Source organism: Mucilaginibacter paludis DSM 18603 (assembly GCF_000166195.2).
Lineage (GTDB): Bacteria > Bacteroidota > Bacteroidia > Sphingobacteriales > Sphingobacteriaceae > Mucilaginibacter > Mucilaginibacter paludis.
In genome coordinates, this window is record NZ_CM001403.1 from 7,569,523 (window position 1) to 7,584,958 (window position 15,436).

13 protein-coding genes are annotated in these 15,436 nt (G+C 42.5%); 8 read left to right on the forward strand and 5 right to left on the reverse strand.

Annotation, left to right across the window (positions count from 1 at the left end; genetic code table 11):
• Position 1 precedes the first annotated feature (1 nt).
• From MUCPA_RS32185 to MUCPA_RS32210, 5 genes are all read left to right on the forward strand, one after another.
• Entirely contained in the window at positions 2-562 is a 561-nt protein-coding gene (locus MUCPA_RS32185; RefSeq protein ID WP_008512383.1) for a KdsC family phosphatase, read from the forward strand.
• Between the two features lies 1 nt (position 563).
• Positions 564-1,475, forward strand: coding sequence for an N-acetylneuraminate synthase family protein (locus tag MUCPA_RS32190; protein WP_008512385.1), 912 nt, complete (start codon positions 564-566; stop codon positions 1,473-1,475).
• A gap of 20 nt (positions 1,476-1,495) precedes the next feature.
• Entirely contained in the window at positions 1,496-2,464 is a 969-nt protein-coding gene (locus MUCPA_RS32195; protein WP_008512387.1) for a sterol desaturase family protein, read from the forward strand.
• Between the two features lie 59 nt (positions 2,465-2,523).
• Complete coding sequence (locus tag MUCPA_RS32200) at positions 2,524-2,907, forward strand: DMT family transporter (RefSeq protein ID WP_008512390.1); 384 nt, start codon at positions 2,524-2,526, stop codon at positions 2,905-2,907.
• A 561-nt stretch (positions 2,908-3,468) separates the two neighbouring features.
• On the forward strand, positions 3,469-6,423 hold the full coding sequence (locus MUCPA_RS32210) for a TonB-dependent receptor (RefSeq protein ID WP_008512395.1): 2,955 nt from the start codon (positions 3,469-3,471) through the stop codon (positions 6,421-6,423).
• A gap of 106 nt (positions 6,424-6,529) precedes the next feature.
• On the opposite strand, the gene purE is transcribed toward MUCPA_RS32210, so the two are convergent.
• On the reverse strand, positions 6,530-7,036 hold the full coding sequence (purE, locus tag MUCPA_RS32215) for a 5-(carboxyamino)imidazole ribonucleotide mutase (RefSeq protein WP_008512396.1): 507 nt from the start codon (positions 7,034-7,036) through the stop codon (positions 6,530-6,532).
• A 731-nt stretch (positions 7,037-7,767) separates the two neighbouring features.
• Entirely contained in the window at positions 7,768-8,907 is a 1,140-nt protein-coding gene (locus MUCPA_RS32225; protein ID WP_008512398.1) for a 5-(carboxyamino)imidazole ribonucleotide synthase, read from the reverse strand.
• Positions 8,908-9,271: 364 nt separating this feature from the next.
• On the opposite strand from MUCPA_RS32225, the gene MUCPA_RS32230 reads away from it, so the two are divergent.
• Complete coding sequence (locus MUCPA_RS32230; RefSeq protein WP_008512400.1) at positions 9,272-9,889, forward strand: hypothetical protein; 618 nt, start codon at positions 9,272-9,274, stop codon at positions 9,887-9,889.
• A gap of 213 nt (positions 9,890-10,102) precedes the next feature.
• Positions 10,103-10,678, forward strand: a complete 576-nt coding sequence (locus tag MUCPA_RS32235) for a fasciclin domain-containing protein (RefSeq protein ID WP_008512401.1) — start codon at positions 10,103-10,105, stop codon at positions 10,676-10,678.
• A gap of 72 nt (positions 10,679-10,750) precedes the next feature.
• Here MUCPA_RS32235 and MUCPA_RS32240 read toward each other — a convergent pair whose 3' ends face one another.
• A complete protein-coding gene (locus MUCPA_RS32240) occupies positions 10,751-11,251 on the reverse strand; it encodes an NADH-quinone oxidoreductase subunit B (RefSeq protein ID WP_008512402.1) in 501 nt (166 codons plus the stop codon).
• Positions 11,244-11,846, reverse strand: coding sequence for an NADH-quinone oxidoreductase subunit A (locus MUCPA_RS32245; protein ID WP_040626756.1), 603 nt, complete (start codon positions 11,844-11,846; stop codon positions 11,244-11,246). Before MUCPA_RS32245 ends, MUCPA_RS32240 begins: the two co-directional genes overlap by 8 nt.
• Here MUCPA_RS32245 and MUCPA_RS32250 point away from each other — a divergent pair.
• Entirely contained in the window at positions 11,845-13,059 is a 1,215-nt protein-coding gene (locus tag MUCPA_RS32250) for a BaiN/RdsA family NAD(P)/FAD-dependent oxidoreductase (RefSeq protein ID WP_008512404.1), read from the forward strand. The genes MUCPA_RS32245 and MUCPA_RS32250 overlap by 2 nt on opposite strands.
• A gap of 1,272 nt (positions 13,060-14,331) precedes the next feature.
• Here MUCPA_RS32250 and MUCPA_RS32255 read toward each other — a convergent pair.
• A complete protein-coding gene (locus MUCPA_RS32255; RefSeq protein ID WP_008512405.1) occupies positions 14,332-15,030 on the reverse strand; it encodes a DsbA family oxidoreductase in 699 nt (232 codons plus the stop codon).
• Positions 15,031-15,436: the final 406 nt, after the last annotated feature.

A 15,436-nucleotide genomic window follows, 5' to 3' on the forward strand; every position in this document is an offset into this window, starting at 1 on the left:
GATGACAGAAAATAAACCACAGATAAGCACTGCCGACCCGATGAACAGCCTCAGCGAGGAGCAAAAGCAAAAGGTACTTAAAGTACGCATGCTGATAACTGATTGCGATGGCGTATTAACCGATGCCGGCGTTTATTACGGCGAGGCAGGGGAGGTGTTGAAGAAATTCAACATCCGCGATGGCATGGGCGTGGAGCGTTTGCGCAAACTGGCGGGTATTGAAACCGGTATTATAACCGGCGAACTATCGCCATCTGTAGCTAAACGCGCCGAGAAGTTAAAGATAAGCCAGTTGTACCTGGGTATTAAAGATAAACCTGCAGTTTTGCAGCACATCATGAGCAGCCTGAGTTTGGATGCTTCGCAAATTGCCTACATCGGTGATGATGCCAATGATCTGGAAATTATGGCTATGGTGGGCTTTACCGCCAGCCCTGCAGACGGATTATTTTTTGTGCGGGATAAAGTAGATTATGTTTGCCAGGCAGATGGTGGCAAAGGATGTTTCAGAGAATTTGCCGAATTAATAATTTCGGTTCAATCAAATAGTAATAAAAACTAAAATGAGTAAAACTATCAGTTTAAACACTGGGCGTAAAATAGGCCCGGGAGAACCTTGTTACATTATTGCCGAAATCGGTATAAACCACAATGGATCGCTTGATATTGCAAAAAAGTTAATTGACGAGGCTGTTGCTGCAAAAGTAGATGCGGTAAAGTTTCAAAAACGTACTCCCGAGATCTGCGTACCAAAGGATCAATGGGAAATTATGCGCGATACCCCCTGGGGCCGTATGAGCTACATCAACTACAAACGAAAAACCGAATTTGGTTTTGACGAGTACAGTGAAATTGATGCTTACTGCAAACAAGCCGGTATAGATTGGTTTGTATCTACCTGGGATGTAGAAGCTGTTGATTTTATGGAACAATTTGATACACCGGTATACAAACTGGCATCAGCATCGTTAACTGATTTTCCGTTGATCGAGAAAATATTAGCTACCGGCCGTCCGTTAATGTTATCATCGGGTATGTCAACCATACAGGAGATCGAAGACGCGATGAAATTGGTTTACGATTTTAATCCTGAGTATCCTGTAATGCTTGCACATTCAACTTCAGCCTATCCCTGCAAGCCAGAAGAGCTGAATTTGAAAATGATACCAACCCTGTCAGCTAAATACCCAGAGGCTCCGATAGGCTATTCCGGTCACGAAACCGGCCTGGCCACTACCGTTGCTGCGGCAGTTATGGGTGCTACATTTGTGGAACGCCATTTTACGCTTGATCGTGCCATGTGGGGATCTGACCACGCAGCATCTGTTGAGCCACAGGGCTTTCACCGTTTAGTACGAGATATCCGCGATATTGAAATTGCGATGGGCGACGGTATCAAGAAAGTTTACGAATCTGAAATTGGCCCAATGAAAAGGCTGCGTGTAAATATCAATACACCAAGTGAAGTTAAATAATATAATATAATATAATACAGATGAGCGGACCTAACGAACATTTGCAGCACGTAACGATGGTAACCACCATCATTTTAGTATGTTGGATTGCTTTGATGATAGCCTGGGAGCGTATAGCTCCCTACCGCAAGGGGCTTCCATTTTTTCGTGACGGTTTTTGGGTCGACCTGGTTTGGTACACGCTGATCCAGAGTTTCTTTTTAAAGATTCTCATCTTTGATTACATTATAGCACCTATACAGCAACACGTGCACTGGGATGGCGTACAGGCATTCCAGGCATGGCCGTTGTGGTTACAGGTTACTTTTTTTGTGGTAACCCACGATTTTTATATCTACCTGTTTCACCGCTTTCAACATTACAGCAAGTTTTTCTGGCGTACGCACGAAGCTCATCACTCCGGCAAACACGTCGATTTTATGGCCGGATCACGCTCGCATGCGGTCGAGATCATTATCAACCAAACCATCGAGTTTGCACCTATCATTATCCTGTTGGGGCCGGATTCTGTTGTGGTGCCTATCAAGGCGATGATCGACGCCACCATGGGGATGTTTATCCATGCCAACATCAACGTTAAAATGGGTAAATTAAAATACCTGATCAATTCGCCCGAGTTGCACTTATGGCACCATGCCAATTACCAGGAAGTTTTCCACGCTAATTTTTCCACCAAATTTGCCATCTGGGATTATTTATTTGGTACCGTTTATTTCCCCGGCCATAAACCAGGTAACGAACCTGAAAACTGGGGCTTACATTATGATTTTCCGCGCGATTACTTTTTGCAACATGCTTTTTCGGTAAAAAGGTTTGATGAACAAGGCTTATTAAAATACAAATGGTTTAAGCGCTATTATAATTTAAGGCCTGATATCATGAACTATTTTAAAAAGCTATTCGGTTCAAAACCAACTACCCCAACTACCCAATCGCCACAGGTTAAGCAGGCTGATTATTCCGCACAGCCCGAATTACAGGATGTTTAAAACAATTTTATATCTTGCAGGTTAGTTAGTTAATAAATGTTTACTAAAATACATACATCTTGCGCTGGTTATTTTTGTTAATCGCTTCGTTATTTGAGGCCCTATGGACTTATTCAGTTAAGTATTTTAGCCTGACAAACCTGAAAACGATTCGGTTTGATAACTTTTACAAAATGGATGGTGGCCTTCCGGCATTGATTCCTCTGTTAGGGTACATCATTTTTGGAGTAGGCAATATCTTCTTTTTTTCGCTGGCGTTAAAGTCACTCAGCAACTCAACAGCTTATTCCGTTTGGACAGCCATGACTATTGTTGTTTTGAAATTAATTGAACTGCTTTATTTTAAACAAAAAATATCTGTGGTTGAATTTTGCTTTATCATCATGATTATCGTCGGCATTATGGGTTTAAAATTTTACGGCCCACCAGAAAAGACTGTTTAGAGGATAAATTATTACAGACCAGTACATTTCTCGAATCTTTTATCATACGGTTACAGGACGCTACTGTTGTGATTGGTAGTTATTGTAATAACACCATAGTACTTTTTAGCTGCCGCGATGTACAAATTTTCACGACGCCTTATATAAGCCTAACGTTAAAATTATAAGTGCTCTGCCTATTTTACTACAGGTGGCAGAGTAAAACTTAGCGGTCAACGCATTTATAAAAGCTGACAGCGACAACTGAAATATGTTCAGCATTTTTATGAGGAACTGCAGGTATCTATTGATTTTATAATCAATTTCGTTCGGATATTCCATCTGCCTTACCGGATTTATTTTATTTATTAGCATATATACATAATAATTTCCAAAATATTTGGACCAATAGCATGCTGTTGATATATTTGTCTATTAATCCTATAGACTTTATGTATATAACATTTTTGCCAACATCAATTATGCCCAACATGCGGAGCTCCACTGCTACATGTTGTTGCTGATGACAACGACGCATAACTTAAAAATTCAATCAGTTTAATTAAACCTCAAATAAAATTCATGAATATTTTTACTAAAGCTTTAAAAATTAGTGTGCTCTTTTTTGCACTGCTGCTACCAGCACTAACGTACGCCCAACTTAACGGGTCATATATACTAAGCGGCCAGGTTAACGATGAACATGGGCAAGCGCTCATTGGTGCTACCGTTAAAATAAAGGGTACTGGTAATGCTACGGCTACCGATATTAATGGCAAATTTTCATTAACAACCAATATCAAACTTCCTTATACCCTGGTTTTTACGGCCGTTGGTTTTCAGCCGCAGGAGTTTTATATTAAAAGCGCAAACAGTAAGCTAAATGTGCAATTATCAACCCAATCTTTATTGGTTAACGAGGTTGTTGTTACCGCATCCCGCAAGGAAGAAAAACTAATGCGCTCACCGGTAGCTATCGAGAAATTAGATATCCGTGCACTAAAAAACTCACCTGCTCCGAGCTTTTACGATGCCTTGGAAAATGTAAAGGGTGTACAGATGACTACATCAAGTTTAACATTAAAAGTACCTAATACACGCGGCTTTAACAGCCCTAACAACTTCCGGTTTATGCAATTGGTTGATGGTGTTGACATGCAGTCGGCTACTTTAGGTGTGCCGCTTGGCAATGCCATTGGCCCAACCGAGCTGGATATTGCCAGTATTGAAATTACGCCCGGTGCAGCTTCTGCCCTTTACGGAATGAACGCCCTTAACGGCTTGGCTAACTTAATTACTAAAGATCCGTTTAAATACCAGGGTTTAAGTTTTTATCATCGTACAGGTGTAAACCATGTTGATGGGATTGGTATCCGCCCGAGCGTACTCACCGAAGACGCCTTTAGGTATGCCAGGGCTTTTAATGATAAATTTGCTTTTAAAGTGAATGTAAGCTATTTACAGGGGCAGGATTGGCAATCAAATACTATTGCCGATCAAAACCCTAATAATCTTAAAACCGCCAACCCGCTTTATCCTGAACTGAACGGTGCTAACGCCGCTTATGATGGCTGGAATAAATATGGTGACGATGCGCTTGCAGGCAGCAATACAGTAGCTATTAAAGGTATTACTGTTAATGGCGTGGCGAGGCCAACTTTAACCGTAGCTCGTACTGGCTATAACGAAGTCGACCTGGTGGATCCCAAAGTGTCAAATCTGAAATTTGACGCCGGTTTTGCTTACAAATTAAACCCAACAACCGAAATATCCTACTCTTACCGCTTTGGAACGATGGATGGTGTTTTTCAACGGGGGAATAAAATAGCCCTGAACGGTGCTACCGTACAAAACCATAAGGTGGAGTTAAAGGGCAAGAATTTTTTGGTGAGAGGATATGTATCGCTGGAGAATACCGGGGATTCTTACAACGTAAAACCGTTGGCCGATAATCTCGACCTGAACCATGCGAGCAACTCGGTATGGGCAGCTACCTATAAAAGTGCCTTGATAGCTTATGGGAATGCGCATGGCGGTTCGTTAACATCGGCAAATCTTGCTGATGCTACCGTGGCTGCACGCGCTGCAGCAGATGCCGGCCGTGTTGAACCCGGCACCGCAGCTTTTAATGAGTTGAAAAAAACGATCGTCGGCATTAATAACTGGGATATTAAATCGAGCCTGATACCTAATGCGCCGGTTACCGGTGGAGCGGCATTGGTACAGCAAAGCCGGATGTACAATGGCGAAGCACAGTGGGATTTGACAGATAAGGTAAAAATATTTGACCTGTTGGTTGGGGGCGATGCACGTGTTTACCAGATCATCCCCGATGGCAATAACTTTGTTGATTTTAGCCGCCCCATAGCCGATAGAAATACGCCGCTGGCTGATGGCAGCTATGGTAAGGATGTTTACTATAAAAAGTTTGGCGCCTTTACCCAGGTTACCAAAACATTTTTTGATGATAAACTGAAATTATTTGGCTCGGTACGCTTTGATTATAACCCGTACTTCGATCCTAAATTTACCCCCCGCTTAGCGGCGGTTTACAGCGTTAACGAAAACCATAGTTTCAGGTTTACTTTCCAGGAGGGTTACCGCTTCCCGTCATTGTTTGAGGCTTTATCCTACGTAAACAACGGTCGGGTGAAACGGGTAGGCAGTTTGCCTTTTATTAACGACGGATTGAACTATTTAGGGAATAGCTATACCCAGGCGTCTGTAGCTACTTTTAACGCTGCGGTTAACGCCGCTGCAGGTAGCGCGAGCGGTACAGACGCAACCGCTTTAGCCAACAGGAACTTATTACAAGTTGCTGATTTACCAAAAGCACGCCCTGAGCAGATCACATCATACGAGGTAGGCTACAAAGGTAACTTTGTAGACAACAAAGTATTTTTTGATATCGACGCTTATACTAACCGCTATAATGGCTTTTTAGGCCAGGTGCAAGTTTATGTACCCAATGGAGCTACTGTTGGTACGGATGCTGCGGTATTGGCTATGCTTGATGTTAACCGCGACCCTACTACCGCAACATCAACCAACGCTGCAAGTGCGGGCCAGAGCCGGTACCGTGTATACACCAATGCCAAAAATATTTATAACAATTATGGCTCTTCTGTAGGTATTACCTATAACTTTTATAAAAAGTATACCGTATCGGGTAACGCCAGCTTCAACAAAATGGAATCGCAAAGCTCAACGGATATTTTTGTAACAGGCTTTAACACGCCGCAGTGGTCAACCAACTTGTCTTTTGGTAATCGTGAAATTATTAAAAATTTAGGTTTCAACGTTGTTTATAAGTGGCAGCAATCCTTTTTGTGGGAGAGCCCGCTGGTAACCGGAACTGTACCGGCCATCCATACTTTTGATGCTCAGGTTACCATTCGTGTACCCGAATATAACGCCACCTTTAAAGTGGGCGGTACTGATCTGTTTAACAAGCGCTATATCCAGTATGCCGGTGGCCCAACATTAGGCGCCTTGTATTACGCATCCATTACATTGGATGGTTTATTAGGTAAATAGGAGCTTGTGATCAAGGGAGTCAGAAAATAAGGAAGCAAATTTCCGGGTGTTAGTTTTTTGAAGCGGATAGGAGTGATGCCCTATCCGCTTTTGATGTGCGGGAGGCTTAAAAACCTGTAAATAACCCGTCTCTTTTCATTTCCTCCGCCGATTCTTCAACTTTTTCTCTAAGCGAATTTTTATAGCTGATCAGGTTTTGAACGATGGCGTCATCGGCGGTAGATATTATCTGGGCGGCCAATATACCCGCGTTCTTAGCGGCATTTAGCGCAACCGTAGCCACCGGGATGCCGTTAGGCATTTGCAGAATGGACAATACAGAATCCCAGCCGTCGATAGAGTTGCTTGATTTAATCGGGACGCCTATCACCGGCAAATGGGTTAGCGAGGCTACCATACCGGGCAGATGTGCCGCACCGCCGGCACCCGCGATAATTACTTTTAAACCACGTTCGGCAGCGCCGCGGGCATAGGCAAACATCCTATCGGGTGTACGGTGTGCAGATACTACCGTGAGTTCAAAATCAACGCCTAATTCTTTTAATACATTGGCGGCGTCCTGCATAACGGGAAGATCGGATTTGCTGCCCATGATGATTCCTACTTTTATCATTGTTGGTTGTTTATGGTGTTATCGGGTTGTTGAGTTATTAAGAATGTGGTCATTGTAATTTAAGTTATTGATGATAATGAGTATATCAGCATATCTTCACTATAATGACTTTTTCTTAAGTTGCTGATTATCAATTTGTATATTTTGCTCCAAAAATTACTATTCGTAATTTAAAGCTGGAGCCGTACTCAGTATGACACGCCCTTTTTTTGTGCGCGAAAGCTGTCATCCTGAGCCTGTCGAAGGACGTGCGGCATGGCCCTGTACGAGGCGTTTTTTGATGCAGCTTATCATTGCGCTTGTTTAAATTGTTGATTGTCAATTCGCATACTATTGCTCCTATAATCAGTATTCTTAATTTAGAACATCGGCCCGCTCAATCGCCACGGGAAGAAGCCCCACCCAACCCTCCTCGGTAGGGAGGGCCTAAAAAGTCTCCCCTACCGGGGGAAATTATGCACTGTGTTCATTTTTTTTGTGTGCATGAGCGCTACGCGGTTTATAGGGGGCTTTGGACTGTGCCCGATCCTTCCACCCGCAGGCCAAGCCCGGGCCGGCGTGCAGTCGGGCTTTTGCGCGCTTTCCTTCTGCGCTTGGTAATCTATAAGGTTCAAACGTCATCCGTATTTTTTTACGGCTGGCCGGATTTGTTCCTCGCAAAGGCAATTGACTATCACTAATGTATAGCTGCTCACTTGCTTCCTTGTTCTCGCCTCTTGCTTCTAACTTAATCAAGCAATCACTTTCAGCGTATCCTGTACAAATTTTGCTTTCTCAATAGCTTTACCGCGGTCGGCATCTACAATAGTTACATGGCCCATTTTTCTAAAAGGCTTGGTGAGTGCCTTGCCGTATAAATGTACGTATACTCCCGGGCATTTTAATACCTGCTCCATACCTTTATAAACTGCTGGTCCTTCGTAATCCTGTTCGCCCAGCAGGTTAACCATAATGGCGTTGTTAATGCTGGCGGTATCGCCTAATGGCTGGTTAAATATGGCACGTAAATGCTGCTCAAACTGCGATACCATGTTACCTTCAATAGTTTGATGGCCGCTGTTGTGGGGGCGTGGAGCAACTTCATTAACTAATATTTCCCCATCTCTGGTTAAAAATAGCTCAACGGCGAGTAAGCCTACAATTTTCAAACTTTCGGCTATCTTTCTTGCAATCAGGTCGGCCTTTTGCTGTATTTCAAAGGGCAGGGTAGAAGGGGATATTAAAAATTCAACCAGGTTAGCTTGCGGGTTAAACTCCATTTCAACCACTGGGAAAGTGTTCACCTCTCCTTTTTCATTCCTGGCAACAATAACTGCTATTTCTTTTTCAAAGTCAACCAGTTCCTCAATAATGCTTGGTTCGGTAAAGGCTTTATGCAAGTATGTTTCATCAGTTACCCTGTAAACACCTTTGCCATCATAACCATCGCGGCGTAATTTTTGAATATATGGATATGGAAATGGACTTTGCTTAAGCTGATCGGCGGAGCTAATCACCATAAAAGGCGCAGTAGGAATATCGTTTTCTTTAAAAAACTGCTTTTGCAGCCCTTTATCCTGTATGAGCCGAATGATGCGCGGTTGAGGATAAACTATCACACCTTCGCGCTCAAGTTGCTCCAGGGCGTCAACATTTACTTTTTCTATTTCGATGGTGAGCAGGTCGACTTTTTTACCAAAATTATATACAGTTTCGTAATCGCCTAAGGAGCCTACCACAAATTCATTGCAGAGTTTGCGGCAAGGGGCCTCCCTGTCAGGATCCAGAACCTTAATGTTTACATTGTAATTAATGGCCTGCTGTATCAGCATCCGGCCTAATTGGCCGCCGCCTAATATTCCTAATTTCAGATCTCCGTAAAACGCTTTCATTTGATGATACAAGTTTAGGGCAAATCTTTCAAAAACCCTAAATTCTTTATCAATCAGTAATCGACAATGTGGCTTTGTTTAAGATTTTTAGTATGGCTATTTAGTCAACATCAACTAAGCAAATGCCGTAAAATTCAAGTTAGTTTCCCTGGCTTATGACAAATATATAAAGCGACCAAAGTATAGAGCTTAACGCTTTGACTTATGGTATTTGATCGGAAATACGATCAATTTAAACTACTGAAAAATAATTCGGTATCAGAGCGCAATCTGGCAATATCAAAAGCAGGGCTACGTTGTTAAATTACGTTAATTTTACGGCTTTATATGATCAAATCCCGCGTTTTTTATTATTTTTATTTTGATGAATGAGCACGAGCATATAATTGAAATTCCTGAGCTGTTAAGTAACAGGATATGTAAACGGCTCATTTTAAAATTTGATGGCCTGGTGATTGAAAAACCATTCATCTTTGATGAACGGCAATTTATTGCGGTCGAAGATATGGTTGCCTTCAGGCTCGGTATAAAATGGATCAGGGGAATTTATTTCGTTTTAGGCAGGCAATTTATTGTTGAATTAAAACATCAAAACGGAGCCATCACGACAATCAAGCTAACGAGTGTTTATAATATCCGCAATCAAAAGTACGACGAAATTTGGTCTGCAATTATTGATCACGTGTATTGTAAATATTTTTCGAGCCATCTGCAATTGTATGTTGAGTTGTATGAGATGGGCCAGACCTTTAATTTATCCGAGCTCACCTTCAATCCCGATGGTATCACCTGGGACAAGAACAAAAACCTGCATTACAACCAGATCAGCATTAGCTGTTACCGCACTTACTTTGTAATCCACAACAAAAATAACCCCAAACAAAATAAAAGCCTTAGTTTTTTAAACGATTGGAACGCCTACCTTGTACAGGCGCTGGTGAGATACATTGTTGAAGACCGCCGTAAAATATTGAGCAGATAAGCACCTCATCTGCTCAATCCTTCTTTTTTAAGTGTTTTTTTTATCCTGATATTCAGTTTGTTGAAGTGAAATGCCATTTATTTGCCAACATACTTTCATAAAATGCGTTTAGATTTTTAGTAAAACGACAAAAGGTATCACCTAAGTAAAATTTATAAGATAGAAAGCTACATATTATTAACTATTTGTGAATCATAAATTAAATTATCAATCATGAAAAAGTCCATTTTAATATTAGCAGCTTCGTTATCGGTGAGTTTGTTTGTAAACCATGCGTTTGCACAAACCACAACTAAAGATACTTCTAAGCAAGCTACCACTACTGAAACAGCTACAGCCACAGGTAATGTAGTTAAAACCTTGTCAAGCAATTCGGATTATTCAACTACCGCATTGGCTGCAAAAGCTGCCAATTTAGATGCATCACTTACAGGATCCGGTCCATATACCATATTTGCACCTAATAATGCTGCTTTTGCAAAATTACCAGCAGGTAAATTGGATAGCCTGATGAAAGACACCGCTAAACTGGCAAGTGTTTTAAAGGTACATGTAGTTAACGGCAAATACGGCAAAGCCGAAATTATAAAGGCGTTAACAGCGGGTAAAGGTAAAGCAACCCTACCTACGGTTGATGGAGAAGAATTAAAGTTATCCGTTAGCCCCAAAAGTACATTACAGCTTACCGACCCAGAAGGCCATATTGCCGAGGTAACTTTGTATGATTTGCAAGGTACTAACGGTGTAGTTAATGGTATAAACGCTGTATTGGAACCAGCCACCAAGTAATAACGCAAATTTCATCAATAAAAAAGCCCCAATGCCGAATGAGGCATTGGGGCTTTTTTTATATTTTTTTCCTCAGGCGGTAACCGCGCCTTTATCCCTCATTAAATGTTCTCCTTCAATCTTTTTTTGCAGTTCTAATATCCCGCCAATTAAAGCTTCGGGGCGTGGGGGGCAGCCCTGCACGTATATATCAACCGGAATTATCCGGTCAACACCTTTTACTACGTGGTAGCCGTGTTGCCAATAGGGGCCGCCACAGTTGGAGCATGAGCCCATCGAGATCACATATTTAGGTTCGGGCATTTGTTCATATAAGCGCTTAATGCGTTCGGCCATTTTGAAGGTTACCGTGCCGGCTATAATGATCACATCCGCCTGGCGGGCTGATGGGCGTGGGAAAACACCAAACCTATCCAAATCATAAGTTGATGCCATGGAGCCCATCATTTCAATGGCGCAGCAAGCTATACCGAAACTGAGGGGCCACAGCGATGACAAGCGCGACCAGTTCATCAGGTCGTCCAGTTTGGTTACAATAATGCCGCCGCCTTCGTTAGTTATATCGTTACTCATTTTCGGGCTTTTTAAAGGTTGCTTTAAACATGGGTTTACGCGGCTGGGTGGCGGTGGCCGGTGCAGAGACAGGTTCTTTAACAATCTCAGCTTCCATTGTAAATGGTTTTACCTGGTAGCCGCTTTGCTGAAGGTTTAATTTTTGGTACAGCGATTGCGGAATTTTAGTATCAACAGTAGGTGTTATGGGTTTGGCTTTAATCCAATCCAAATCTCCTTTTACCCAAACATAAACCAAGCCTAAAATCAATATTCCTATAAAAATGAACATCTCTGCCAGGCTGAACCATCCCCAGGTTGGTGTAGCTTTTATAATTTCGTGATTGCCAAATACGGTTGCCCATGGAAAAATGAATACCATCTCCACATCAAATAATAAAAAAACAAGGGCTATCACATAAAATTTGGGGTTAAACTGAATCCATGAGTTCCCTTCCGGTTCTTCGCCACACTCGTACGATGTTAGTTTCTCGGGTGTGGGGTTATGGGGAGCTATTAACCTGTTAACAAATAAAGTGATGCCTACCAGCAAAAAACCGGTAATTAAAAAGATAAGTATCTTGCCGAATTCTGATATTTGCGAAACTTCGCCCATGACTGCAAATTTAATAAAACAAACCCATTTCGACGCTATAATTATTGGCGGTGGTGCCTGCGGACTGATGTGTGCCGTACAGGCCGGATTTTTAGGTAAACGTACATTGATATTGGAGAAAACCGAAAAGCCCGGTGCTAAAATATTGATCAGCGGTGGTGGTCGCTGTAACTATACCAATATGTACGCTACCGATATGCAATTTATATCCGCTAACCCACATTTCTGTAAATCGGCATTTTCGCAATGGTCGGTTGAGGATACCGTCATATTTTTTGAAACCTACGGGATTGAAGGTAAAGAGAAAACCCTGGGCCAGCTTTTCCCGGTGAGCGATAGTGCCAAAGATATTGTAAACCTGTTTACCGGTTTGTGCCGGGAGTTGGAGCAAGAAATATGGTGCAATGCCGAAGTGAAAGCGATAGATCAGGTTATGGGTGGCTTTGCTATCACCTTTGAACGTGATGGCAGGGAAGAGACCTTGCATACGCCCAAAGTAGTTATAGCCTCGGGCGGATTGCCTATCGCTAAAATGGGTGCCACCGACTTCGGCCTGCGTACAGCGCGTAAGTTGGGTTTGCGGGTTACAGAAACAGCACCTGCCCTGGTGCCGCTAACCATTACCGGGAAAGACCAGGAATGGTATGAGCAGCTATCGGGCAATAGCATATTCTGCCGGGTATCTAACGATCAGATCAGCTTTGAAGAAAACATCCTGTTTACGCATTGGGGTTTAAGCGGCCCCGCTATTTTGCAGATCTCGTCTTACTGGCGGCCGGGCCAGTGGATTGAGCTGGATATGCTGCCGCATCAAAATGTGCTGGAACTAATAGAGGCGGAGCGCCTACAGAATGGCAAGCGACCCTTAGGTGGCTTATTGGCCAGTTTGTATACCCGTAAATTTGCCGAGGCGCTGGCTAAATACCTGCCGATAGAGAAAAATCTGGCCACATTAAATAAGCAGGATATGGAAAATATCAATAATCTGATTCATCATTTTAAAGTGAAACCTGCCGGTGATAAGGGTTATGATAAGGCGGAGGTAATGCGTGGTGGTGTATCAACAGATGAGCTATCATCCAAAACCCTCGAATCAAAAAAAATACCGGGCCTGTACTTTGGCGGCGAATGTGTTGATGTTACCGGCTGGCTGGGCGGCTATAATTTTCAATGGGCCTGGGCCAGTGGTTTTGTAATTGCCCAAGGGATTTAGGGTAGTGAAAACCTCGGTCGGTGTCTTTGCTCAGGTTGGTATTCAATTACTGGGAAAGGTGCCTTTTAAGAAAACGGGGTATAAAAGTTTCCTCCTTATAATGAAGTCTATGTAAGTAGTTGATTATCAGTATGTGTATTTTGCTTTAAAAATCAGTATTCTTAACTTATAGCATCGGCCCGCTCAATCGCCGCGGGAAGGGCTGTTACTTTTGTCTTGACACAAAAGTAACCAAAAAGTCAAGACTGCCCGATCCTTCCCCCCGCAAGGCCAACTCCCGGCCCGGCGTGCAGTCGGGCTTTTGCGCACTTTTCCTATCTGCGCTTGGTAATCTATAAGGTTCAAACGTCATCCCTATTTTTTTTCAGTTGGCCGGGTCCATTACTTATAATGGCACCTATGTAAGTTATTGATTGTCAAAACTAAACTTCCCTCCATCATGTCATCCCGACGGGAGGAGGGATCTTCTAAAAGCGGTAAGTATGCGTCATATTCGGTGCGCTGATTATCAATGTGCTATCTTTGCTCAGATAATCAGTATTCATAATTTAGATCATCGGCACGCTCAATCGCCTCGTGAAGGGCTTGTTACGTTATTCACTCTTGTTTGTTTTTGGTGTGAATGATTGCTAACGCAGTTTTGTCTTGATACAAAAAGTAACCAAAACTAAGCGAAAGCGACCTCATGAATACCTTGAAAAACAAAAAATAGATGAATAAACCGACCGTCGGGAGCTCATGAACACCTTAAAAAAACAAACACAGGTGAATAAAATCAAGACTGCCCGATCCTTCCGCCCACAGGCCAAACCCGGCCCGGCGTGCAGTCAGGCTTTTGCGCACTTTTCCTATCTGCTCAAAATAGCCTACAGGTTTCAAATGTCATCCCTGTTTTTTCGGGGGTGAGGCCCGGTGGGATACTCGGGATGACATCGTTTGTGAGTGCTGCCCATTAAAAAAAACGTGTCATTCCGATGAGGTACGAAGAGGAATCTTCTGCGTCAGGACAGCAACTGTGCAAGTTTCGCAGCAGGAATATTACTCGCAAAAGGTTCCTCTCGCTGGTCGTCGACATAGTTTGTGAGTGCCTTCCAGAGTTTATTAATGCCGCTAATCAAAAAAAACAACCATCAAAAAAACGGTGTCATCCGATGAGGTACGAAGAGGACTTTTCTATGTCAGATTAACACTTATCGCACATGAAAAATTCCTCCTGTTTCGGTAGCACAACGGAAGAGGGGCTTGGCAAATCGGATTTTGCCGTACTCAAAATTAGCAATTGCCGTCAGGGCCGCAAACCGGGCCATCAATGCTAACCGGTTGGTTTTCTTGCCAGGTTTGGTTTAAGGCGCCTAAAAATGTTTCGCTATGTTGCGCACCGGATACGGCATATTTATCGCCCAAAACAAAATACGGTACACCGCGCACGCCTATTTGGTTAGCTTCGTAAATGTCGTGTTTTACCTCTTCGGCATATTGCTTACCATTTAGTACTTGTTTAACACTTTCAGCCTCAAGGCCTACGGCTGTGCCTATCTTTAGCAGGGTATCGTAGTCGGCTACGTTTTTGCCCTCGGTAAAATAAGCTTTAAACAATGCTTCTTCCAGTTTGTCCTGCAAGCCGCTGGCTTTAGCCAAATGCGACAAACGGTGCGCATCAAACGAGTTAGCTATCACTGCTTTATCAAAATTGTAAACAATGCCGAGTTCGCTTGCCATAGCCGTCATCTGATCGTGCATTTGAGCCGATTGCTCAAGCGTTATGCCTTTTCTTTCAGCCAGGTAATGATATAAACTGATGCCAGTATTGTTTTTCATGCTTGGATCAAGCTGGTAGCTTTTCCATATAATTTCAACTTCGTCTTTATGCTCAAATTCCTGCAGTGCATTTTCAAACCGGCGTTTACCGATATAACAAAACGGACACATCACGTCCGACCATATTTCGACTTTCAATTTCTGTTGTTCCATTTTTTAATATTCAAAATCTAATGAATACAAAGTTAAGCGGAATGTTCCCTTCTGCCTCATTCCGAAAAACATCTGTATGTCAATCTGTAAAATAAGGGTCTTATACTTGGTTTTTTAGCGCAAGAACACAGCTGATTTTTGCGCGTTACAAGTTTTGAAATCAGTCTGGATACTACATCAATGGAAGATATTCCATAGTTTAACTTTTAAGAAAATATTTTTTCCTGGTATTGTAAAATAAATGTATTAATTGTATGTTTGTAACGTAAATGTTGCCGATACGACTTAATGTATTACAAACTGTTTGAATTTTACACTAACAAAGGCTAAAAAATATGATTATCGCTTTCATCATAACCCGTGTTATAATTTACATCAGAGCAGCAAGAGCCAAAAAAATGGCCTC

Excerpts from the sequence above, each read along its gene's own strand:
- MUCPA_RS32240 (WP_008512402.1), bottom strand. The coding sequence starts at position 11,251 with ATGAGTAACGATATAACTAACGAAGGCGGCGGCATTATTGTAACCAAA.
- MUCPA_RS32245 (WP_040626756.1), bottom strand. The coding sequence starts at position 11,846 with ATGGGCGAAGTTTCGCAAATATCAGAATTCGGCAAGATACTTATCTTT.
- MUCPA_RS32185 (WP_008512383.1), top strand. The coding sequence starts at position 2 with ATGACAGAAAATAAACCACAGATAAGCACTGCCGACCCGATGAACAGC.
- MUCPA_RS32255 (WP_008512405.1), bottom strand. The coding sequence starts at position 15,030 with ATGGAACAACAGAAATTGAAAGTCGAAATATGGTCGGACGTGATGTGT.
- MUCPA_RS32230 (WP_008512400.1), top strand. The coding sequence starts at position 9,272 with ATGAATGAGCACGAGCATATAATTGAAATTCCTGAGCTGTTAAGTAAC.
- MUCPA_RS32235 (WP_008512401.1), top strand. The coding sequence starts at position 10,103 with ATGAAAAAGTCCATTTTAATATTAGCAGCTTCGTTATCGGTGAGTTTG.
- MUCPA_RS32225 (WP_008512398.1), bottom strand. The coding sequence starts at position 8,907 with ATGAAAGCGTTTTACGGAGATCTGAAATTAGGAATATTAGGCGGCGGC.
- MUCPA_RS32190 (WP_008512385.1), top strand. The coding sequence starts at position 564 with ATGAGTAAAACTATCAGTTTAAACACTGGGCGTAAAATAGGCCCGGGA.
- MUCPA_RS32210 (WP_008512395.1), top strand. The coding sequence starts at position 3,469 with ATGAATATTTTTACTAAAGCTTTAAAAATTAGTGTGCTCTTTTTTGCA.
- purE (WP_008512396.1), bottom strand. The coding sequence starts at position 7,036 with ATGATAAAAGTAGGAATCATCATGGGCAGCAAATCCGATCTTCCCGTT.
- MUCPA_RS32195 (WP_008512387.1), top strand. The coding sequence starts at position 1,496 with ATGAGCGGACCTAACGAACATTTGCAGCACGTAACGATGGTAACCACC.
- MUCPA_RS32250 (WP_008512404.1), top strand. The coding sequence starts at position 11,845 with ATGACTGCAAATTTAATAAAACAAACCCATTTCGACGCTATAATTATT.